Source organism: Ruminiclostridium papyrosolvens C7 (genome assembly GCF_000421965.1).
In the GTDB taxonomy this organism is placed as follows: Bacteria; Bacillota; Clostridia; order Acetivibrionales; family DSM-1351; genus Ruminiclostridium; species Ruminiclostridium papyrosolvens_A.
Genome location: NZ_ATAY01000034.1, coordinates 89,032 through 112,244, shown reverse-complemented (window position 1 = coordinate 112,244; position 23,213 = coordinate 89,032). Strand labels below are relative to the sequence as shown.

Sequence of the window (23,213 nt, the reverse complement as noted above, 5' to 3'; positions counted from 1 at the left end):
TTTTTTTTGCTTGCAAATTTACCGTGCTACATTATTCCTACATTACTATGTTATCTAATTAGGCTAAGTCTCGTCAACCGATACTTAGCCTATTTTATTTAAAATATATAAATTATTGCTGTGTATTGATTATTTGTTTCGGTGGAGGCGGTCCGAAAAACTGATAATAGTTACAAAGAAGCCTGCCATTATATAACTTGCGTTTTTTATCTGCTCTTTTGCCAAATAATTTTTCAAATTCCATGTTGGAGGTAATGACATAATAAGACCAGGTATCCAGCTTTTTAAACACTTTACCCATTTCTCTGTAAAGGTTTTCTACGGCTTCCTTTTCTCCAAGCCTCTCACCATAGGGAGGATTACATATAATAATCCCGTATTTATATCTGGAGCTTATGTCAGACATCGGAAGTCTCTGAAGATGTATAGCATCCTCAACACCGGCCTTTTTTGCATGATATCTAGCAAGGCTCATGGCATCCTCATCTATATCCGAACCGTGGATTCTAAGTTCCCGATCCTCAACCATCATATCATACGCCTCGTCCCGAGCATCATCCCACAGTTTCCGGGGAATAGAAGGCCATTTTTCCGAATCAAACTCCCGTCCCAATCCCGGTGCAATATTCTTTCCTATCATAGCTGCTTCTATGGGAATAGTCCCGCTTCCACAAAAAGGATCCAGCAGAATTCTATCCTTATTCCAATGGCTTACCAAAATCATTGCACAAGCAAGAGTCTCCTTCAGAGGAGCACCTCCTACCAGCTTTCTATAGCCTCTCTTATGAAGTCCTGCTCCGCTTGTATCTATGGTAAGGGTAACTATATCTTTTAGTAGTGCTACTTCTATTCTATATCTTGGTCCGGTTTCTTCAAACCATTCACATTTGTATTTTTGTTTGAGCTTTTCAACAACTGCTTTTTTTACTATCGCTTGACAATCAGGGACACTGAAAAGCTTTGAATCGATTGACTTTCCTTCTACCGGGAATTCCGCATCCATAGGAATTATTTCTTCCCAAGGTAAGGCTTTCGTTTGTTCGAACAGTTCTTCGAAACTCAGGGCTTTAAACTCACCCATTTTAAGTAAAATACGGTCTGCCGTCCTCATCCACAAATTTGTTCTGCAAATGGCCGATTCATCGCCTGAGAAAGTAACCTTTCCATTTTCTACTTTTTGTTCAAAGTATCCGAGTTTTTTTAATTCTCTTGCCGTTATAGCTTCTATTCCAAATGCAGATGTAGCAATAAGTTGTAATTTGCTCATTTTTTTACCTTTCACCAAACATTTCTTGAGATTTTATTACAAAAATAAGTAATATTATTATAACCTTACGAAGGATTATTAACAACATTATTTACCACATCATGCTCTCTGCAGTGCCCTATTATAATGTATATATAAAAATACATTATATGTAAAATAATATGCAAAATAAATGACATTGATTTTGAGACCGCTTGCAATTATTTGATTTTTTCGTTATCACTTCAATGTTTACTAAGATTTCTATCCAGCCTTCAAAGTCTTATGTTCCAGTAGTTTCGAGCATATCGTTTTTTTGCCCCTTTTATTTTCTTAATAAAAATTGCAATTTTTGCTTTTTACTCTTGCATATTAAAAAGCCTGATGATATAATATGAGAGGCGAAAAAAGTTAATAATTGGTGTACAATGGAGTATGCAGTTTAACTTACATGTCTTTCTTTTATATTAAATTCTAGGCGCGTATGTTAGCTATCAAAAGGTATTTTTTGTAACTTTTGTTTCAGATTACCATGATTAAATATCTCCTGTCACCAAATAATACTTAATAATTAAATACATAGCAGGAGGTTATTTAGATGAAAATATTACAAAGAGTAATGGATCAGGTTATTAAAAGAAATCCTGGCGAACCAGAGTTTCATCAGGCAGTAAAAGAAGTTCTCGATTCTCTTGAGGTTGTTGCCGAGAGACATCCTGAATGGGTTGAAGCTGGTATATTCGACAGAATAGTAGAACCAGAAAGACAAATCATTTTCAGAGTACCTTGGGTTGATGACAATGGTAAGGTACATGTAAATCGTGGTTTCAGAATTCAATTCAACAGTGCAATTGGTCCTTATAAGGGTGGTTTAAGACTTCATCCTTCCGTTAATGTAAGTATCCTCAAATTCCTTGGTTTCGAACAAATATTCAAAAATTCATTAACAAGCCTTCCTATCGGCGGTGGTAAGGGCGGTAGTGATTTCGATCCTAAAGGAAAATCCGATCTTGAAGTTATGAGATTTTGCCAGAGCTTTATGACAGAATTATCAAAGCATATCGGTGCTGATACTGACGTTCCCGCAGGTGATATCGGAACAGGCGCAAGAGAAATCGGTTATATGTACGGACAATACAAGAGATTGAGAAATGAATTTACAGGTGTTCTCACAGGTAAAGGATTAACTTGGGGCGGAAGCCTTGCTCGTACTGAAGCTACAGGTTACGGCCTCTGCTACTTTATGGATGAAGCATTAAAAGCTAAGGGTAAATCATTCAAGGGTGCTACAGTAGTTGTTTCCGGTTCAGGTAACGTTGCAATATACGCTACTGAAAAAGTACATGAGTTAGGTGGAAAAGTTGTTGCATTAAGCGACTCAAACGGATACATCTATGATCCAGACGGAATTAAGCTTGACACTGTTAAGCAGCTTAAAGAAGTTGAAAGAAAGCGTATCAGTGAGTATGTTAAGATTCACAAGAACGCAACTTACACTGAAGGCTGTTCAGGTATCTGGAGCGTTAAGTGTGATATAGCTCTTCCTTCAGCTACTCAGAACGAAATAGATGAAGCTTCTGCTAAATTATTGGTAGCAAACGGCTGCTACGCAGTTGGAGAAGGTGCAAACATGCCTTCAACTCCTGAAGCTGTTGAAGTTTACCTCAACAATAAGATTATTTATGGACCTGCTAAAGCTGCAAATGCAGGTGGAGTTGCAACTTCTGCTCTTGAAATGTGTCAGAACAGCGCTCGTTACTCATGGACTTTTGAAGAAGTTGATGCGAAACTCAAAGATATTATGGTTAATATCTACAAGAACGCAAGCGCTGCTGCAAAAGAGTATGGAATGGAAGACAATCTTGTTGCCGGCGCTAACATTGCAGGCTTCCTGAAGGTTGCCAATGCTATGTACGCTCAAGGTGTTGCATACTAACCCTAACCCTCATATAAAATGGAAAAACCATGGCATATTTTATGTGCCATGGTTTTTTACTGTTAAAATAATTTATCTAAACCGAATCCACGGTTCAGTATCCGGTGTTTCACAGCTAAATGTCATTTCTTCCTTTTTGGTGGGGTGCTCTAATGTTAACGAGGATGCCCAAAGTGCTATTTGTTGTCCGGGCTTGTTTACAGTAACTCCATATCGTTGATCCCCATACAGAGGATATCCTGAATGAGAAAGCTGAACCCTTATCTGGTGAGGCCTTCCCGTATGAAGCTTTACCTTTATAAGACTTAGCTCTCCGTTGGATTTAAGCACTTTATATTCTAGCACTGCTTCCTTGGCATCCCTTGTACCTTCCTTTACAACATGAACCATATTCTCTGAGCTGTCCTTCAACAGAAAGTTCCTTAGTTGGGCTTTCTGCTCTTTTGGGATACCTCTGACTACTGCTAGATAAACTTTTTTGAAGGTTCTTGTTCTCACTTGTTCAGATAGCCTCGACGCAGATTTTGATGTTTTGGCAAATACCATTACACCTCCTACAGGCCTGTCAAGTCTATGTACCAGACCAAGGTATACCTCCCCGGGCTTATTGTATTTTTCCTTGAGATATTGCTTTAGAATCGTAAGCATATCAATATCCTTTGTATTATCGGCCTGAACAGGTATATTTACAGGCTTTTCAACTACCAGCAGATGATTGTCCTCATATATGATTTTGGGAATCATCTATTCTCCCACCTTCCATATATGCCGCATGGAAGCACCAGTCCTGAATTGCTTACAGGTATCCCAACCTCGCCGCTACTGTGTGTCCCTTTAAATCGTTTTCCGATAGTCTGTTTCAAAATGTTACTGAGTACTGTGGGTGAAAAGCCTGTAGTATATGAGTTTATCAGGAAAAATAACGGCTTGTCCGATAAAAGGCCCATACACTGCTCTACAAAGCCATACAGTGAATCCTCTATCTTCCAAATCTCTCCTCCTGGCCCTCTACCGTAGGAAGGCGGGTCCATTATAATTCCGTCATACTTTTTTCCTCTCCTTATTTCACGTTGTACGAATTTCATACAATCGTCGGTAATAAATCTCACCGGCCTGTCTGCCAAACCAGATAGTGCAAGGTTTTCCTTTGCCCAACTTACCATTCCCTTTGATGCATCTACGTGGCAGACCTCAGCTCCTGCATATGCGGTTGCAACAGTCGCACCGCCTGTATAGGCAAAAAGATTAAGTACTCTGATAGGTCTGTTTGCCTTTTGAACACTATTTATCATCCATTTCCAGTTAACGGCCTGTTCAGGAAACAAACCTGTATGTTTAAACCCAGTTGGTTCTATATAAAACTTCAATTCATTAAAGGATACTGTCCAGCGTTTTGGTACCTTTTTCTTAAATTCCCACTGTCCTCCACCGCTTTGGCTTCGATGGTAATGTGCATCAGCCTTGTCCCACATCTTTTTATCCTTTATTGGCCAGATTATCTGCGGGTCGGGCCTTCTAAGTATGACATTTCCCCACCGTTCAAGCTTTTCGCCGTCTCCTGTCTCTATTAATTCATATTCCTTCCATTCGTCTGCCAGTAACATTTATTTTCCTCCATTTATTTTTTCCTTCATTAATATATACTGTATTTTAAGCCCTGCTTATAATTCTTCTCTGTATTTATTCATAAGATTCTTAAACAGCTCCGCACTAGTAGGTGGTGTGTAGGTAATCGTATTTGCTCCTGCTTCTATTGTTTCTCTTATGCTTTCTATAGTTGGCCCTCCCGTTGCAATTATGGGAACCTCAGGGAATCCCCTGCGAATTTCCTTTACAACTGATGGTGTTTTCCCTGCACATGATACATTGAGGATAGATGCCCCCGCATTTAGTCTGCTTTGTATATCCGTCTTGTCCGAAGCGACTGTAATCACAATCGGGATATCTATTTTCATGTTTAACTGTCTGATAATTTCATTTGGGGTGGGAGCATTTACAACAACCCCTATGGCCCCCTGAAATTCAGCATCCATTGCAATATTAATAACTCTTTTACCGGTTGTGGTACCTCCCCCTACTCCGCAAAATACAGGGATATCCGATGCAGTTATTATGGCATGGGTAATTATCGGCTGCGGTGTAAAAGGATAAACTGCAATAACCGCATGAGCATTGCAATTCTTTATTATAGCAACATCTGTAGAAAAAAGAAGGGACTTTATATTTTTTCCAAAAATATTTATTCCGCTGGCCTGATTTATAATTTCAGGTATCTTCACCATGTGCTTCCGCAAGTTTCCTTCAATTTCCGGTACGAACATTTGATTTTTCCTCCATTACATATCTGGTACTATAATAACCTTTTTACATAAATTGCATACTTTATCCACGTAATAGTATACTAAAAAATTATAGACTAGTATACGGACATTCCGATAATTTATTTAGGTATTGTAATTCAAACCAGTCATGGTAGAATTATATTCGGCTATTATTAAAATCAATAATAAGGAGTTTGATTTATGATAAATAAGAATACCCTCCCAACAAATTTTCTTGGATGTGAGAGTGGCTTTGAGGACTCCGATATCGTAATTTTTGGTGCTCCATATGATGGTACAACTACATTCAGACCCGGCACTAGATTTGCCCCTACTGCTATGAGAACTGATTCTATTGGCCTTGAAACTTACAGCCCATACTTTGATGCTGATATTGCCGACTATAAAATTCATGACTATGGCGATCTTGATTTGCCCTTCGGTTCACCAAATAAAGCATTGAAAATGATATCTGAAACTTCCAAATTAATTTTTGAAAAAGGAAAAAAGCCCCTTATGATTGGCGGAGAACATCTTGTATCACTGCCTTCAATAGAGCAGGCCGCAAAATTATACCCCAATCTCAGAATTATTCATTTTGATGCTCATACTGATTTAAGAGAAGAATACATTGGAGAACCTTTGTCACACTCTACCGTTATAAGAAGAGCATGGGATATTCTGGGGGATAATCGCATTTATCAGTTTGGCATAAGGAGTGGAACAAGAGAAGAATTTTATTGGGCCAAGGATGGTCATACCAACCTTTGTCTTCATAATTTTGATACACTTTCAAATGCTGTATCTCAAATTGGCACTGTACCTGTTTATCTTACAATAGATTTGGATGTTCTTGATCCGTCAATTTTTTCAGGAACAGGTACTCCAGAAGCCGGAGGAGTTACCTTCCTCGAATTGATAAATGCACTTAAAGCGGTATCCTCGTTGAATATAATAGGTGCAGATGTAGTGGAATTATCACCCCACTATGACCATAGCGGTGCTTCTACTGCTGTTGCATGCAAGGTTTTAAGGGAAGTAATTCTTGCAATGCAGAATTTATAAATACTATAAATGCCAAAAACCCGTTATCTCTTAAATAAGATAACGGGTTTTATTATAAAGGTTTACAGTGCTTTCTCTCCTCTTTCTCTTGTTCTGATACGGATACAGTCCTCAAGATCAAATATAAATATTTTACCGTCTCCTACCTCCCCGGTCTGGGAGTACTGAATTATAGTTTCAGCTATCAACTCAACCTTTTCATCTGCTGCCACCAATTCAAGCTTTACTTTTGGAAGAACATTTAAGGATACCTCCGTACCTCTGTAAAATTCTTTCCATCCCATTTGTTTCCCTGCACCCATTACCTGTGTAATGGTGATGCCGTCTATATCAATTGCCAGAAGTGCTTCCTTTAGCTCTTCAAGCTTTGACGGCCTGATAATTGCCTCTATTTTTTTCATGTCATACCCTCCTCGTTACATGGTAATCATTTTTTCTTTTATTAATCCATTCCAGTAAATGAAGGATATGCAGATTCTCCGTGCTGTGTTATGTCAAGTCCCTCAGACTCTTCTCTCGGAGCAACTCTTATTTCCTTCATAATTACTTTAACTACAAACATAATAATTGCTGTTCCTACTACGGAAAAAGCTATTGTAACTGCTACACTGATTATCTGAGCTACAAACAATCTTGTGTCGCCAAATACGAGACCATCCCACTGTGCTGCTGAATTTATAGAAGTTTTTGCAAACAACCCTGTTGCAATACCACCCCATATACCTCCGATTCCATGACAACCAAAAGCATCAAGTGCATCATCATAGCCGAATTTGGGTTTTATAATACTCATTGCAAAGTAACAGATAGGGCTTACAACCGCTCCTATTATAAGAGATGCCCAGATAGGTACAAAACCGGCTCCCGGTGTTATAGCTACAAGGCCAACTACTGCTCCGGTGGCTGCACCAAGCATAGTAGGTTTTCCTCTGGTAATTTTTTCAACCAGCATCCATGAAATGAGTGCCATTGCAGCAGATGTATTTGTAGTCAATAATGCATGAACCGCCAATTCTCCGCTTCCTAGTGCACTTCCTGCATTAAAACCAAACCAACCGAACCAGAGCACAGCCGCACCGATAAACACTAAAGGTATATTGTGAGGCTGATGAGAAGTCATTCCATAGCCTTTTCTCTTACCCAGTATAATTGCAGCCACCAAGCCCGATATACCTGAACTTATGTGAACTACGTTACCTCCGGCAAAGTCTATAGCTCCAAGATTTCTTAGCAGACCACCTACGCCCCACATCATATGAGCCATAGGATAATATACGATTAATGACCATAATCCTATAAAAAGAACCAGTGATGAAAATTTCATTCTTTCGACCAATGCACCTGTAATCAGTGCCGGTGTTATTATTGCAAACATCATCTGAAAAGCTGCAAATAAAGTATGCGGTATTGTCCCGGCATAATCAGCATTCGGCTGTCCTGATACATTTCTGAAAAAAGCCCAGTCAAGATTCCCTATTACCCCGCCGATATCCTTTCCGAATGACAGAGAATAACCCACAGCTACCCAGAGTACCGATGCAAGACCTGCAATAAAAAAAGATGCCATAATAGTGCTCAATACATTTTTTCTTTTTACCATTCCTCCGTAAAAGAGTGCTAAACCCGGTGTCATAAAGAATACCAAAGCCGTTGACACCAACATAAAGGCTGTATCGCCAGTGTTAACATTTCCCATAATTTTACCCCCCATATTTTTTTCTAAAATTAAAAAAGCATGTAAAGAGATAGAACTATCCTCTTTAACACGCCATTGTGAATAAATGATTATTAAAACCCCTACAAATACAGAAAGCTACTTAATAAATCAATTTAATAGAATTTGATTTATAAGCAGCCTCATTGCTGTTTTTGATATTTAATTAATAATATGCAGTAATGTTACCATTTGTTATTCGTAAATTCAAGTAATTTCTTTAAAAACTCTCAATAATTTCCTCAGCTACCTTTAACTGCGATGTTCTTGTATCCATTGCTCGCTTTTGAATATACCGATGTGCTTGTGGTTCAGTCATATTCATCTTTTCAACAAGAATCCATTTGGCTTTTTCTATAATCTTACGATCCTTCATCTTTTTTTCCAGATCTTCGTTTATATTCTTTAATCCCATTAGTGATTTACGGGATTGAGCAGCAAATCTGGCCGTTTGTAATAAAGTCATTTTGTTTATGGGCTTAGGCAGTATCAATGCTCCCACTTTTTCAAGTCTGTACTGCATATCCTCCAGATGTTCATGCTTAGCCAATACTACAATTCCTGCATCCGTATTGTCTGCAATATCTAAAATAAAATCAATTCCAAGTTCATCCTGTAAAGGTGAATTAACCAATATCAGTTCAGGTTCAAAAAAATCAAGTTTACGTCTGGCAGCACTTGCCGATAACGAGTATTCCGCCGACGAATATCCCTGTTGCAGCATGAGGGCTCTGATTTCTTTAATTAACTCAGGCTTACTGCATACTATAAGAATCCCTCCTGCACTCATTGGCATCACCTCCATTTGAATGGGGAATAATTATAGTTAATTATACTGCCGTAACGTAAATATACGTTAATTAATATGCAGTAAGGTAATTATCTATCTCCCATGGATGAACTGTGCTGTTGTATTTAGTCCATTCCAGTTCTTTAGCTGATATATACTTTGAATATATGTGTTCTCCTAAAACCTCCCTGATATAAGTATCCTTCTTCATTTCTTCCAGTGCTAGGTATAAATTGGAAGGAAGTCTTTGTATCTTCAGCTCTTTCTCTTGTTCAGGTGTAAGGTTATAAGTATTAATCTCCACAGGTTCAGGTATTTCCATTTTCTTTTGCAATCCATCCAAGCCTGCTTCCAGAATCAGTGCCAATGTGAGGTACGGATTGCAGGATGGGTCAGGACTCCTTAATTCTATTCTGGTTGCTTCGCCTTTTGGTGCCGGAATTCTTAAAAGAGGGCTTCTGTTCATATGTGACCATGCAATGTGAATAGGAGCCTCGAAGCCCGGCACAAACCTCTTATATGAGTTTACCAGAGGGTTTGCAACCGCAGTGAATCCCTTGACATGTTCCAGTACTCCTGCCGCAAACATTTTTGCAGTGTCGGATATATCCATACTGTTTTCACCTGCATTAAAAAGGTTCTTACCGTCTTTAAACAGGGACATGTTTATGTGCATCCCGGAGCCATAGTCGTTAAAAATCGGTTTTGGCATGAAAGTTGCATGTAGTCCGTTTCTTTGTGCAACAATTTTTACTACTGTCCTGAATGTCATTATTCTGTCGGCAGCAGTCATAACATCGCTGTACCTGAAATCAACCTCATGCTGTCCGGCTGCATTTTCATGATGTGATGCCTCTGTTTCAAAACCCATATCTTCAAGTACCATGCAAATTTCTCTTCTGCAATTTTCACCCAGATCAGTAGGAGCCATATCAAAATAGCCTGCTGAATCATGTGTTTTGGTTGTAGGCCTGCCTTCACCGTCAATATGAAACAGGAAAAATTCACACTCAGGTCCTATATTGAAGGTATAACCTTGTTTTTTTGCCTTCTCTGCGGATCTTTTCAGAATATATCTGGGGTCTCCCATAAACTGGGAACCGTCATAATTCTTAATATCGCATATAAATCTTGCAACTTTGCCATGCTGCGGTCTCCAGGGAATAACGGAAAATGTATTGAGATCCGGAAACAGCAGCATATCTGACGATTCCACCTCGGAAAATCCCGCAATGGCAGATGCGTCAAAAATTACTCCCTCATCAAGAGCTTTCTCAAGTAGTTGTGAATTTATAGCTATGTTTTTCATCCTGCCGAATATATCTGAAAACTGCAGTCTGATAAATTTTACGTCATTTTGGTCTATAAATTTCAAAACATCATTCTTAGTAGCCATTTTCCCACCTCTTTCCTTTATGTTTTATTACTAGTATTTTACACTAATTATTAATTATGTGTATATAGCTGTTTATATGGATTTTTTGTATTTGCAGTCAGCTTTATAAAATTTGATTTTAATATTTCCTTTTTATCATATCCAAAGTTTTCGCAGAAATCCACAACTATGCCGTCAATCTGCTTTTTGTCCTCTTCTGTAGCAGAGGTTGCTGAAACCTGCGGAGGAAGTCCCTCGGGAATATCATTACATCTCAAGTATATGGCGCCGCCGTGCATTCCAGTACCACAAAAATTACCTACAGGAATTCCATCCACACCAATTCCAAGTACAATAATTATTCCACCTGCCTGATATTCGCCTAAAAAGTCGCCTGTTTTGCCTCCAACTACCACAACAGGTTTTTGTTCCTTATACTCTTTCATGTGTATACCAACACGGTAGCCGGCATTTCCCTTTATAAGGATTTTACCGCCACGCATACCGTAACCTGTAGTATCACCGCAGTTGCCGTGAATTATTATTGACCCGTCATTCATTGTATCCCCTGTAGCATCCTGAGCATTTCCGTGTACTATTACATCAGCGCCATCCATATATGAGCCCAGTGCATTTCCGGGAGTACCGTTTATGGTTATGGTCTTTCCCTTAATCCCACAGCCAATATATCTTTGTCCGTATACCTTGTCGAGTATTATCTCTGTATCAGCGGCATTTCTTATCTGTTCATTGATTTCGGTATAGTAAGTATCATCAACTGTAATCTTCATTTTACTTCCCTCCCGCCAATTTCTGCATCCTAGCCTTTTTATCAAACACCATAAGCTGAGGATTCACTTTTAATAAATTGCTGTCAATCTGATCCATTGGGGTTTTTTCTCGGATAAGTGAAGTATATATCCCGGCTCTGTCTATTTCCCCTATAAGTATAAATCCTTTTAGTAACCCGTCTGAGAAGAACATTCTCTTGTAATTATTTTCATCAATTTCTTCGAAACATTCGCCTTCCATAGCTCCGGCAGTCAACATGTGGAGACCGAAGAAACCAATGGCATTCATGGGCATTGCAGTATCATAGGTTTGATTGCCGCCAGCCATATTTATCCCGGCTGTTTCACCCTGAAAATAAGCGTTTGGCAGAAGTGCAAGTATCTTGCTCTGTCCTGTACAAATGTCCAAGCTCTCAGTACAGTCACCGGCGGAATACACATCGTGGAGTGATGTTGCCTGACGGCTGTCTGTCACAATTCCCCTGTTTACTTCTCCCCCGGCATCCTTAACCAATCCGGTGTTTGGCCTTACGCCGACTGCTACTATCAGTACGTCATATGCCAATTCCTTGCCTGATTTAAGTACTATGGTGTTTCCTTTTACTGCTGATGCAGCATCATTTAGCAGGAACTTTATACCTTCTTTTTCTATATGCTTCTGTACCATACCGGCACCTTCTGCATCAAGTATACTTGGAAGAACTCTGTCAGCAAGGTCAACAACAGTAATATCATCGCATACTTCGTGAAGTCCTTCTGCAGCCTTTAATCCGATAAGGCCCGCACCCATTATTACAACCTTTGAATCCTTATTTGCCGCTTCCTTTACAGCCTTTGCGCTGTCCCAATTCAAAAAAGTAAAAGCATTATTAGCATTGCTCAATCCTTCAACAGGAGGTACAAACGGTGATGAGCCTGTGGCTACCAACAGCTTGTCGTATTCAACAGTACTTCCGTCCTCAAGTACAACCTTCTTTGCATTCGTATCTATTTTTTCTGCCTTCTTTCCTAGAAGGGCAGTACAATTGTTTTTTTCATAGAAGTCGATACTTCTGTAATACATCTTGTCATCAGTTACTTTGCCCTTTAACCAATAGGATATAAGCGGGCGGGAGTAAGTAAAATGTGGTTCATCCGATATCAAAGTAATTGATGATTCCCCGTCTATAGTACGGATTCCGCTGATACAACCGATTGCAGCGGCTGAATTTCCAATAATCACATACTTCACTTGAAATCAACCCCTTTCCTCATATACAATAGCTAAATTCGGGCAGTTTTCGGCACAGGCCGGTTTTCCGCTCTCAATACAAAGGTCGCATTTTTTAATTGCCTTTTCTTTTCCGGGTATAACCGAACCGTAAGGACAAACAAGAATACATGTATAGCATCCTACACACCTTGACTCGTCAACAAATACTCTTCCGTCTTCATCCTTCTGCATTGCTCCGGTAATACATGATTTCACACACAAAGGTGTTTCACAATGTCTGCAGGATACGGCAAAATTAATGCTGTCTCCCTCTTCTATTGTCAAACGGGGCTGTGGCTTTGAATCTCCTGAAAAAGCCTTTACCATATCTATCTTACCGCTATGTGCAAACGCACAATAGTATTCGCAAAGATGGCACCCCAAACATCTGTCCTCATTTACATATATCTTTTTCATCTTAAATCTTCACCCCTTATTCGCCGGCGTGCATAACGCCTAATATATCAAGTTCTTTTTGACTTAATCCTATTCCCCTAAGCATTAAACGATTACCTTTGAGACTCTCGATTGCATTGATTCCCATGCCGCCGAGCATTTCCTTTATCTCATGATCCCATGCATGAACAAGATTTATCAAACGTTTGTATCCGATATCAGGGTTAAGTCTCTTAACCAGATCAGGTCTTTGCGTTGCAATTCCCCAGTTGCACTTTCCGCCGTGACAGCTTCTGCATACATGACAGCCCAGAGCAATCAACGCAGAGGTACCGATATATACGGCGTCTGCTCCAAGAGCGATTGCTTTTACAATATCTCCGCTGTTTCTTATACTTCCTGCTACTACCAGTGAGACATTGTTTCTGATTCCTTCATCTCTCAATCTCTGGTCAACAGACGCCAGTGCAAGCTCGATTGGGATTCCCACGTTGTCCCTGATTCTGGTCGGAGCAGCTCCGGTTCCTCCTCTGTATCCGTCAATTGCTATGATATCTGCCCCGGAACGAGCTATACCTGATGCTATAGCAGCTACATTGTGTACTGCGGCTATCTTTACTATAACCGGCTTAGTGTATGCAGTTGCTTCCTTTAAGGAAAATACAAGCTGTCTTAAATCTTCTATTGAATATATATCATGGTGAGGTGCAGGAGATATTGCATCACTGCCCACCGGAATCATTCTGGTTTTTGATACATCCTCACCAACTTTTTCTCCCGGTAAGTGTCCGCCGATACCCGGCTTTGCTCCCTGACCCATTTTTATTTCTATGGCAGCACCCGCGCTCAGGTAACCCACATGAACACCGAATCTTCCTGAAGCAACCTGAACTATTGTGTTTTTGCCGTATTGGTAAAAATCTTCATTCAAACCGCCTTCACCGGTGTTGTAATAGGTTCCCAGTTCCTCTGCCGCCCTTGCAAGACTCTCATGTGCATTTCTGCTTATTGAGCCGTATGACATTGCCGAGAACATGATTGGCACTTGTAAGTCAAGGTGAGGTGCTATCTTTGTCTTGAGTTTTCCATCCTCATCAAATTCCAGCTTCTGAGGCTTTGAACCCAACTGAACCCTTGTTTCCATTGGTTCTCTCAATGGGTCTATGGATGGGTTTGTAACCTGACTTGCATTTATCAGCAATTTATCCCAATATATCGGATAAGGAACAGGGTTACCCATTGATGACAGAAGAACTCCACCTGTATTTGCCTGCTTATATATTTCAGTTATATGCTGCTGCGTCCAGTTGGCATTTTCCTTAAATTCATTCTGATATTTGGTTATACGGAGTGCACGTGTAGGACACAGTGAAACGCATCTCTGACAGTCCACGCACTTGCTGTCATCAGCAACCATCATATCAAGTTCCTCGTCATAACTGTGAACTTCGTTTGCACACTGACGCATACATACTTTACATTTAATACATTTCTTTGGATCTCTACATACCTCGTATTGAGGTGTAAAATAATTTATTCCCATTAAATTTCACCCCCTGATAACGTTGCAATTACCGGTTCTCCGCCCTTTGGACTCCAGATTCTGTCTACTTCCGGATGTATAATCCGGATAGCACTCTCTTCACTTGCTACAAGCACGAGGTCGCCTTTTTCTGCGGCAACCATGGAACGGAGTTTCAATCTGTCGTTCAATGCCATCATTCCGCCTTCATATCCCAATATTATTGAGAACGGACCTGTTATAAGCAGACTCGCATAAACGTTTCTGATTGCTGTAAATTTCTCTTTCATATCCTGAGGCATTTTATCTATCTCAGACCAGAAAGGAGCAGCTATTATTGATGCACAGTCTTTCAGGGATATTCCCTGTCTTCTATTCAGGTAATCGAAAATATATGTTATTACTTCTGTATCAGTAAGAAGGGAACATTTATATCCGAACATTTCCATAAACCGTCTGTTGGCATCATATGAAGATATTTCACCATTGTGTACTATTGTGTAGTCCAGAAGTGAAAACGGATGAGCTCCTCCCCACCAACCCGGAGTATTCGTCGGATATCTGCCATGTGCAGTCCAGCAATATCCTTCATATTCCTCCAACTTGTAAAACTCTCCTACATCTTCCGGGAAACCTACTGCCTTGAATACTCCCATGTTTTTACCGCTGGAAAAGACATATGCGCCATCAATTCTTGTGTTTATCTTTATGACACATCTTGCAACATATTCCTTTTCTTCCAGCTGACTTTCCTCAAGCTTTCCATGAAGAGGCGATACAAAATATCTCCAAATAAGGGGAGCATCAGTTATCCTTGGATGCTTTTTTGTAGGAATTCTGCTTAAATTAACCACATCAAAATGTCTGTTTATGAATCTTTCGGCATCTTCTCTTGCCTCATTACTGTCAAAGAATACATGAAATGCATAAAGTTCTTTATACTCAGGGTAAATGCCATAGCCTGCAAATCCTCCTCCTAAACCGTTGGAGCGATCATGCATGACCGATATTGATTTAACTATATCCTGACCTGAGATACGTCTACCTTCCCTGCTGAACATTCCTGAAATTGCACAACCAGATGGTATTCTTACCTGACCTTCCTTCAATAACATGTCGTACACTTCCTTTACTAAAAAAATAAAAATCAAAATAATAAATTCTATATTTATAAAAATAACAGTCACATATTTGGGTAACAAAAAAGCGTACTCATACAAACCCTTAAAATCAGGTTTTTATGAGAACGCCATTGTTCTTCGTTTATTAATTTTTCACTTATGTGACATACCTGCAATTTATCTTCAAGAGTATTTTACTAAGAAAATAATTATACGTCAATACTTTTTTTGCAATTTTTAATTTTCAATCCTGCAAAACAGTTCCATCTTCAATTTATTTTGAAAAACGTTGAAACTACAGCAGCGTCACGGAAAGGCAGATATTAAGCTTGTTTCTGCTATAAAAATGTTTTCTTGAAAAAGTATTGCATTTTTGCAGGACGTATATTATAATGGTTGTAAATTAATTAATTGCAGCAAAGGTGCTGTGTCAACAAACGTTTTTATCTAAATGTTTGTTTGGTACAGTTTTTTTATTTATATAGTATATAATTTTCAACTTTTTGCAAAGCTTAAATTTACGTTGAAAATTACAAATCAAGGAGGTACGTTATGACAAATTCTGAACCTAATGATTACATTAAATATATAGCGAATCTTGCAAAATTATCTCTTGATGATAACGAAATACAATCACTTGCTGATGATATGCGAGATATTATAGGGTTAATGGATACTATCAAAAATATTGATACAGAACATATAGATGCAACCGAACACATATCCCGCGTAACGAATAATATGAGGGAAGATAATCCCGGGGATTCATTTGAAACCGAAAAAATCCTGTCAAATTCAAAAAAGACCATGGAAAATTGTTTTGCTATTCCTAAGATGATTGAATAAGGAGGTCCTCATGGATATAACGAGGTTAACTATTAAAGAGGCCCGAGGGCTTCTTGATAATAAGGAAATAAGTGCTGTTGAGCTCACCCGTATGTATTTGGACAGAATTAATATAATTGACGGTAAAGTAGAGTCATATCTTTCAGTTACTGAAGATATGGCGCTGGAGAATGCCCAACAGGCACAGAATATTATAGATAGCGGTAAATCATCCATGCTTACAGGTATTCCACTAAGTATAAAAGATAACATATGTATTGAGGGAACTAAAACTACATGTGCTTCAAAAATACTTGAGGACTTTGTTTCGCCATATACAGCAACTGCGGTAAACAGACTTCTGACAGACAATGCAGTTATTCTTGGAAAAACAAATCTGGATGAATTTGCTATGGGAGGTTCTACGGAGAATTCAGCATTTAAGACAACAAAAAATCCTTTTGACGTAGCAAGGGTCCCCGGTGGTTCGTCAGGCGGTTCCGCCGCTTGTGTATCTGCTTCTTTAGCCCTTGGTTCTCTTGGTTCTGATACAGGCGGTTCAGTAAGACAGCCCGCCTCCTTTTGCGGAGTTGTTGGTATGAAACCTACTTATGGATTGGTTTCAAGATATGGTTTAGTTGCTTTTGCATCCTCCTTTGACCAGATAGGCCCCATCGCTAAAACCGTTGAGGATTGCGCAATAATTCTGGACAGTATCTGCGGAAACGATCCCAAAGATGCTACTTCCTTAAAATACGAAAACGATTCAAACTACAGTTCTTCTGTTTCAGGTGATATAAAGGGCCTTAAGATTGGTTTGCCCAAGGAGTACCTGACAGAAGGCTTAAATGCCGAGATAAAGGATTCATTATATAAATCAATTGACAATTTGGAGAGTATGGGGGCAAAAATAGAGGAGTTCTCAATGCCGGTATTGAAACACGCCGTACCTGCCTACTATCTCATGTCCTCTGCCGAGGCAAGTTCAAATCTATCGAGGTATGACGGAGTAAAATATGGCTATAGGGCAGATAACTGCAAATCCTTTAACGAACTAATCGGCAAATCAAGAGCTGAGGGCTTTGGAAAAGAGGTTAAGAGAAGAATTCTTCTTGGAACCTACGCTCTTGCCTCAGGTTACTACGACGCTTATTACAAAAAAGCCCTCAAACTTAGAACATTAATAAGCAATGGCTTTAATGAGGCTTTTTCAAAATATGATGTAGTTCTGCATCCTACTGCTCCTGAGACCGCATTCAAAATAGGGCAGAATACAAATAATCCACTTACAATGTATCTTGCAGATATTTACACTGTTGCTGTAAATATAGCTGGACTTCCTTCTATATCAGTCCCATGCGGCTACGATTCAAAGGGACTTCCTATTGGTCTTTCCTTTACAGGTAAGCCATTAGGAGAAAAAGAGATATTCAGGGCTGCTGCGAATTTTGAGGCTGAGTTTGCCGATAAGTTCAGAGTTCCCGCTATATAGCAAGAAAGGAGCATAACGATGAAATATATCCCTACTATAGGCTTGGAAATACATTCGGAGTTATCTACGAAATCGAAAATTTTCTGCGATTGTCCCGTAAGTTTCGGCGGCGAGCCAAATACCAGGTGTTGTCCCGTTTGTACAGGAATGCCCGGAACTTTGCCTGTTCTCAACAAACAAGCAGTTGAATATACTGTAATGGCAGGCTTGGCCTTAAACTGCAAGATAAATGAATTTTCAAAAATGGATAGAAAAAATTATTTTTACCCGGATTTACCAAAGGCTTATCAGATATCGCAATTTGATCTTCCCATCTGCAAAGATGGAGGGTTGACTATAAATACACCTGATGGAGAAAAATTCATCAGAATTGAAAGAATTCATCTGGAGGAAGATGCAGGAAAGCTTCTTCATGACAGCTATGACAGATACAGTCTTGCAGATTATAATCGTTGCGGAGTTCCTCTGATAGAGATTGTAACCAAACCTGATTTGTCCTCCGCAGAGGAAGCGAGAGAATTTGTTGAAAAGGTTCGTTTGATGCTCCTCTACTCCGGCGTTTCGGACTGCCGTATGGAGGAAGGCTCTCTGAGAGCCGATGTTAATGTGTCTATTAGACCGGTTGGTACTGATGAACTTGGCACAAGGACAGAAATGAAAAATATCAACTCCATAAAGGCTATTGCAAGAGCTATTGATTATGAAATCAACAGACAGTCGGAGCTTCTTGACGAAGGTAAAAAAATAATTCAGGAAACAAGACGTTGGGATGACAGCAAGGGAGAAAGCAAGTCACTAAGAAGCAAGGAAAATGCCCATGACTACAGATATTTTCCTGAACCGGATATAGTACCTGTCTCCTTTACAAGGGAGGATATTGATAAGCTGAGAAAATCTCTTCCGGAACTTCCGAACAAGAGATTTGAAAGATATACTAAAGACTATGGAATTAACGAGGCTGATGCAAATCTACTGCTGACTTCCGTAAGCCTTTCAGATTTCTTTGAAGCTACTGTAGCTGAATCGGGAAATCCTAAAACAGCCGCTAATTTTATAGTAGTTGAAGTATTGAGAAGGCTCAATGACAGCTGTATTTCACCTGAGGATATTCCATTTGACGGAAAACTGTTAGGAAGACTTATAAAGATGATGGACAGCGATGAGATTACTTCAAACAACGCTAAGAAAGTATTGGCAGAAATGTTTGAAACAGGTAAGGAGCCTGAAGCTATTATAGCTGAAAAGGGCTATAAGGTAATAAATGATACATCTGAAGTAGAAAACACGGTTAAAGAAATACTGTCGAATAATGAAAAAGCTGTTGCAGAATATCTTGAAGGTAAGGAAAAGACTTTCGGGTTTTTGTATGGGGCAATGTTCAAGAGCATTGGCAGGGAGAGGCAATCCTAAAGTAATTCAGGAAATTCTGAGAAGCGAGCTAAACAAGCTTAAAAGCTAAGAAATATACAAAAGCTTAATAGATTTTGTGAAACAAAGGCGTTTCACTTCCTTAAAAAATATTTTTAAGGGGTGGAATGTCTTTTTTTATATATTACATTGACAATTAATTAAATTTAAATTATTCAAGGAGGGGTTAACATGGATTTTCGTGTTACAGAAATTTATGGAAGTAACGTATTTAATGATGCAGCTATGCGTGAACGTCTTCCAAAAACTACTTATAAGTCTTTAAAAAAGACTATTGATGAAGGTTTAGCACTGGATGTAACAGTGGCTGACGTTGTTGCAAATGCAATGAAGGATTGGGCTATGGAAAAGGGTGCAACACATTTCACTCACTGGTTCCAGCCTATGACAGGTATCACGGCTGAAAAGCATGACTCTTTTATTTCGCCTACAGATGACGGAAGGGTCATTATGGAATTTACCGGCAAGGACCTTGTAAAGGGTGAGCCTGATGCTTCCTCCTTCCCTTCCGGCGGACTCAGAGCAACTTTTGAAGCCAGAGGATATACTGCTTGGGACTGTACTTCACCAGCCTTTGTTAAAGATGGCACTCTTTATATCCCAACGGCTTTCTGTTCGTATACCGGAGAAGTTTTAGACAAAAAGACTCCTTTGCTCCGTTCAATGGAAGCTCTCAACAAACAGGCTCTAAGAATTTTGAAATTATTTGGAAACACCACTGCAACAAGGGTTACAACTACTGTAGGACCTGAGCAGGAATACTTCCTGATTGACAGAGACTTATATAAAAAGAGAAAAGACCTGATTTTCACAGGAAGAACACTTTTCGGCAACAGGCCTCCAAAGGGACAGGAGCTGGAAGACCATTACTTTGGAAACATCAAGGAAAGAGTTTCCAACTACATGAAGGATCTTGATAAAGAACTGTGGGAACTGGGAATTGCAGCTAAAACAAAACATAATGAAGTTGCTCCTGCTCAACACGAATTGGCTCCTATATTCACAACTTCAAACATAGCAACCGACCACAATCAGCTTACTATGGAACTCATGCAGAAAATAGCTCTCAGACACAATCTTGTATGCCTGCTCCACGAAAAACCATTTGCAGGTGTAAACGGTTCAGGTAAACATAACAACTGGTCAATGTCAACTAATGACGGTCAGAACCTGTTGGAGCCGGGATCAACTCCCCATGAAAATGTTCAGTTCCTTGTTTTCCTGTGTGCAGTTATTAAAGCTGTTGACGATTATCAGGATTTGATGCGTCTTTCAGTAGCATCTGCCGGAAACGACCACAGACTTGGTGCAAATGAAGCTCCTCCAGCTATAGTATCAATGTTCCTTGGAGATCAATTAACAGACATCCTTACTCAGCTTGAAAACGGAAAAGCTAAGGGTAAAGCATACAACTCCATTCTCGAAACAGGTGTTGCAAGCTTGCCAAAGCTTCCTAAAGATACAACTGACCGTAACAGAACGTCACCATTTGCATTTACAGGTAATAAATTTGAATTCAGAATGCTTGGATCTTCAGCATCTATTTCTGGTCCGAACTTTGTACTGAATACAATAGTTGCTGAAGTCCTCCAAAAGTTTGCTGACACTCTGGAGGGACAAAGTGATCTTTCAAGTGCAGTTACAGATTTGATATCTGAAACTATCAAGGAGCACAAGCGTATAATATTCAACGGCAACAACTATACCGATGAATGGGTTGCTGAAGCTGAAAGCAGAGGGTTGCTCAATCTTAAGTCAACTGTTGAATGTATACCTACATTCATAAAAGATAAAAACGTAGCCGTATTTGTTAAGCATGGAGTTCTCAGTAATTCTGAAATTGAGTCCAGATATGAAATATTACTTGAAAATTATGTTAAAACAATTAATATCGAAGCTTTGACTATGATATCAATGGCTAAAACCGAGCTTCTTCCAGCTGCATTTAAGTTCAGCAAGGATTTGTCCGATACAATAAATTCCGTAAAAGCTACCGGAATGTCAGTTGAAGTATCCGCACAGTCCTCTGTTCTTAAAGAGTTGTCACCTGTATTAAGCTCCTTCTCTTCAAATATAAACTCTTTGAAGAAAGCTATAGAAAAAGCAAGTGCTGAAGACACAAGTGCATTAAAACAGGCAGAGGCATTCAGTAAAATTGTAGTGCCTGCTATGGAATCATTGAGAGCTGATGCAGATAAGCTGGAAGCAATTATTCCAAAAGATTTGTATCCATTCCCTTGTTATGCTGACTTACTTTTCAATATATAGCATAGAAAAATAAAATATAATTGTATCTGACACAAAAGGGACAATACGTACCAACCTACTACTGTCCCTTTTGTCGTTTTTTAACATGATAGTATTAATAATTTAACGAAACGGAGAGAAGTTTAATGAAAAGCTCTTCCTACATAGTTGCAAGCTGTCTGTTTTTTCTAGTATCAACTTTTTTGGTATGTTTTTCAGGGATAAATTTATATATTAAGCTAATATTGAATCTTATTGTATTTATAGTATACTTTTCGGTTACTTGGAAACTTATTCAGGGAAAATTCAGGCTATATACTGACAGAATTAAAAAACTGAAAAGTGACCTGAAAAAATTTAATTTTGAAGTTCAGGTTACCTCAAGTCAGATTTCATCCGTTTCCGAAAATATTTCGGTGACATTAGATGAAAACAATGAATTTGCCAAATATGTTTATGACGAAGTTAAGGAAATGGCCAACAAAAATGAACATGTCTACGACAGTATTACCAATACTCTTTCCGAAGTTAAAAATATTGTGGATTTGTTAAACAATGCAAAAGATATAACCGGTCAAATGATTGAAAAAAGTTCAATATCCAAGGATACAGTCAGATTGAGTCTGGAAGAAATTATGCAGATTGTAAAGACTATAGATAGTATTCACGAATCTTCTAATAAAACTCTTGTAAATATGGAGAGACTTCAAAAAACCTCCGGGGAAATCGAGCATATTCTGGAGACTGTAAGCAGTATTTCAAAGCAGACTCAGCTTCTTGCATTAAATGCAACCATTGAATCTGCCCGTGCCGGAGAACATGGAAAGGGCTTTGCCGTCGTGGCAGCTGAAATTCACAAACTTGCAGACAATACAGGCAAATCAGTGGAAGAAATAGGTTCACTGATTAAATCCATTCATGGAGAAGTCGGAAGCGTTTATACTGTTGTAAGGGAAAATGCCTCTATGGTTGATGAAGGTATTTCTGCAACAAAAAGTATTGAAAAATATCTGGAGAAAATTGATTCTTCATTTAACGATGTATTTGGTATGATGGATAAAATAAGTTCCTTATCCAAGCAGGAGGTTCTCATTGCACAAAATGTGGGAAATCAGATTAGGGATGTGGAAGATGTTTTGTCTGAAACTTCACGGTCGGTGGATGATGTATGTACATCTGTTCACCAGCAGAAAAATAATATAGAAGAAATCTCCTCTATGGGTATACGGCTTAACGAAGCCTCCTCTACCCTATCCGAATTGTTTTCGGGTGAAGCGGAAGATGTTGAGGCACTTGGCAACGACGCAATGGAGAAGGCAAAAAGTTCTCTTTCCATTATATATAATGAACTTTGTTCCAAAAGTGAAATCATAAATTCTAAAGATAGCACCGTTCATGAAGAAATTTTAATGGATTTTAAAAATAAGTACCCTTATGTAGAGGCTGTGTGGACCAATGATAAAAAAGGCCGTTTTATATGCTCAATACCAAAAGCCGGCATAGCAAACGCAAATGTCCGTGAATGGTTCAAGCGGAGTATTAAAGGCGAGAATTTTGTATCCTCTATATATATTTCTGCCATAACCAGAAATCCATGTATTACAGTTTCCTCTCCTATTAAATCAGACACAGGCGAAATCGTTGGAGTAGTAGGTATTGATATAAATATTCATTAAATTGTAAAGCACAAAT

Annotated in this window: 19 protein-coding genes and 1 pseudogene; 7 read left to right on the top strand and 13 right to left on the bottom strand. The window is 39.1% G+C overall.

Annotation, left to right across the window (positions count from 1 at the left end):
• Window positions 1–112: 112 nt before the first annotated feature.
• Window positions 113–1,267 (bottom strand): THUMP domain-containing class I SAM-dependent RNA methyltransferase, encoded by a 1,155-nt coding sequence (locus tag L323_RS32145; protein WP_020815776.1) that lies wholly within the window; start codon window positions 1,265–1,267, stop codon window positions 113–115.
• Window positions 1,268–1,844: 577 nt separating this feature from the next.
• On the opposite strand from L323_RS32145, the gene gdhA reads away from it, so the two are divergent.
• On the top strand, window positions 1,845–3,182 hold the full coding sequence (gene gdhA, locus L323_RS32140; RefSeq protein ID WP_020815775.1) for an NADP-specific glutamate dehydrogenase: 1,338 nt from the start codon (window positions 1,845–1,847) through the stop codon (window positions 3,180–3,182).
• A gap of 72 nt (window positions 3,183–3,254) precedes the next feature.
• Here the strand turns inward: gdhA and L323_RS32135 are convergent, their stop codons facing one another.
• From L323_RS32135 to L323_RS32125, 3 genes are read right to left on the bottom strand one after another with little or no spacing between them, the layout of a single operon-like run.
• Entirely contained in the window at window positions 3,255–3,926 is a 672-nt protein-coding gene (locus L323_RS32135) for an RluA family pseudouridine synthase (protein ID WP_020815774.1), read from the bottom strand.
• On the bottom strand, window positions 3,923–4,786 hold the full coding sequence (locus L323_RS32130) for a class I SAM-dependent methyltransferase (RefSeq protein WP_020815773.1): 864 nt from the start codon (window positions 4,784–4,786) through the stop codon (window positions 3,923–3,925). The genes L323_RS32135 and L323_RS32130 overlap by 4 nt, the downstream gene beginning before the upstream one ends.
• Window positions 4,787–4,843: 57 nt before the next feature.
• Window positions 4,844–5,503, bottom strand: a complete 660-nt coding sequence (locus tag L323_RS32125) for a hydrolase (RefSeq protein WP_020815772.1) — start codon at window positions 5,501–5,503, stop codon at window positions 4,844–4,846.
• 201 nt (window positions 5,504–5,704) lie between these two features.
• On the opposite strand from L323_RS32125, the gene speB reads away from it, so the two are divergent.
• Window positions 5,705–6,568, top strand: a complete 864-nt coding sequence (gene speB, locus L323_RS32120) for an agmatinase (protein WP_020815771.1) — start codon at window positions 5,705–5,707, stop codon at window positions 6,566–6,568.
• 62 nt (window positions 6,569–6,630) lie between these two features.
• Here speB and L323_RS32115 read toward each other — a convergent pair whose 3' ends face one another.
• From L323_RS32115 to L323_RS32075, 9 genes are all read right to left on the bottom strand, one after another.
• Window positions 6,631–6,969: a P-II family nitrogen regulator gene (locus L323_RS32115; protein ID WP_020815770.1), complete on the bottom strand. Its 339-nt coding sequence runs from the start codon at window positions 6,967–6,969 to the stop codon at window positions 6,631–6,633.
• Window positions 6,970–7,010: 41 nt separating this feature from the next.
• Window positions 7,011–8,264: an ammonium transporter gene (locus L323_RS32110; protein ID WP_020815769.1), complete on the bottom strand. Its 1,254-nt coding sequence runs from the start codon at window positions 8,262–8,264 to the stop codon at window positions 7,011–7,013.
• Window positions 8,265–8,502: 238 nt separating this feature from the next.
• On the bottom strand, window positions 8,503–9,072 hold the full coding sequence (locus L323_RS32105; protein WP_020815768.1) for an ANTAR domain-containing response regulator: 570 nt from the start codon (window positions 9,070–9,072) through the stop codon (window positions 8,503–8,505).
• Window positions 9,073–9,142: 70 nt separating this feature from the next.
• The gene (gene glnA, locus L323_RS32100; protein WP_020815767.1) at window positions 9,143–10,468 is read right to left on the bottom strand and encodes a type I glutamate--ammonia ligase; all 1,326 of its coding nucleotides are present in this window, start codon (window positions 10,466–10,468) and stop codon (window positions 9,143–9,145) included.
• 50 nt (window positions 10,469–10,518) lie between these two features.
• Window positions 10,519–11,238 carry a glutamate synthase gene (locus tag L323_RS32095; protein WP_020815766.1) on the bottom strand — a complete coding sequence of 240 codons (720 nt, stop codon included), beginning with the start codon at window positions 11,236–11,238 and terminating at the stop codon, window positions 10,519–10,521.
• Window position 11,239: 1 nt separating this feature from the next.
• Window positions 11,240–12,469 carry an NAD(P)/FAD-dependent oxidoreductase gene (locus tag L323_RS32090; protein WP_020815765.1) on the bottom strand — a complete coding sequence of 410 codons (1,230 nt, stop codon included), beginning with the start codon at window positions 12,467–12,469 and terminating at the stop codon, window positions 11,240–11,242.
• Window positions 12,470–12,475: 6 nt separating this feature from the next.
• On the bottom strand, window positions 12,476–12,907 hold the full coding sequence (locus L323_RS32085) for a 4Fe-4S dicluster domain-containing protein (RefSeq protein ID WP_020815764.1): 432 nt from the start codon (window positions 12,905–12,907) through the stop codon (window positions 12,476–12,478).
• A gap of 16 nt (window positions 12,908–12,923) precedes the next feature.
• Complete coding sequence (locus L323_RS32080) at window positions 12,924–14,429, bottom strand: glutamate synthase-related protein (RefSeq protein WP_020815763.1); 1,506 nt, start codon at window positions 14,427–14,429, stop codon at window positions 12,924–12,926.
• A complete protein-coding gene (locus L323_RS32075) occupies window positions 14,429–15,523 on the bottom strand; it encodes a class II glutamine amidotransferase (RefSeq protein ID WP_031342074.1) in 1,095 nt (364 codons plus the stop codon). Before L323_RS32075 ends, L323_RS32080 begins: the two co-directional genes overlap by 1 nt.
• Before the next feature lie 558 nt (window positions 15,524–16,081).
• Between L323_RS32075 and gatC the strand changes: the two genes are divergently transcribed.
• The 5 genes and pseudogenes from gatC (at window position 16,082) to L323_RS32050 (ending at window position 23,197) form a co-directional block, all read left to right on the top strand.
• A complete protein-coding gene (gene gatC / locus L323_RS32070) occupies window positions 16,082–16,375 on the top strand; it encodes an Asp-tRNA(Asn)/Glu-tRNA(Gln) amidotransferase subunit GatC (RefSeq protein WP_020815761.1) in 294 nt (97 codons plus the stop codon).
• A gap of 10 nt (window positions 16,376–16,385) precedes the next feature.
• The gene (gatA, locus tag L323_RS32065) at window positions 16,386–17,846 is read left to right on the top strand and encodes an Asp-tRNA(Asn)/Glu-tRNA(Gln) amidotransferase subunit GatA (RefSeq protein WP_020815760.1); all 1,461 of its coding nucleotides are present in this window, start codon (window positions 16,386–16,388) and stop codon (window positions 17,844–17,846) included.
• Window positions 17,847–17,864: 18 nt separating this feature from the next.
• A pseudogene (gatB, locus tag L323_RS32060) lies at window positions 17,865–19,305 on the top strand (Asp-tRNA(Asn)/Glu-tRNA(Gln) amidotransferase subunit GatB).
• A 140-nt stretch (window positions 19,306–19,445) separates the two neighbouring features.
• Window positions 19,446–21,542 carry a glutamine synthetase III gene (locus L323_RS32055; RefSeq protein WP_020815759.1) on the top strand — a complete coding sequence of 699 codons (2,097 nt, stop codon included), beginning with the start codon at window positions 19,446–19,448 and terminating at the stop codon, window positions 21,540–21,542.
• Between the two features lie 125 nt (window positions 21,543–21,667).
• The gene (locus L323_RS32050; RefSeq protein WP_020815758.1) at window positions 21,668–23,197 is read left to right on the top strand and encodes a methyl-accepting chemotaxis protein; all 1,530 of its coding nucleotides are present in this window, start codon (window positions 21,668–21,670) and stop codon (window positions 23,195–23,197) included.
• The last annotated feature ends 16 nt before the right edge of the window (window positions 23,198–23,213 follow it).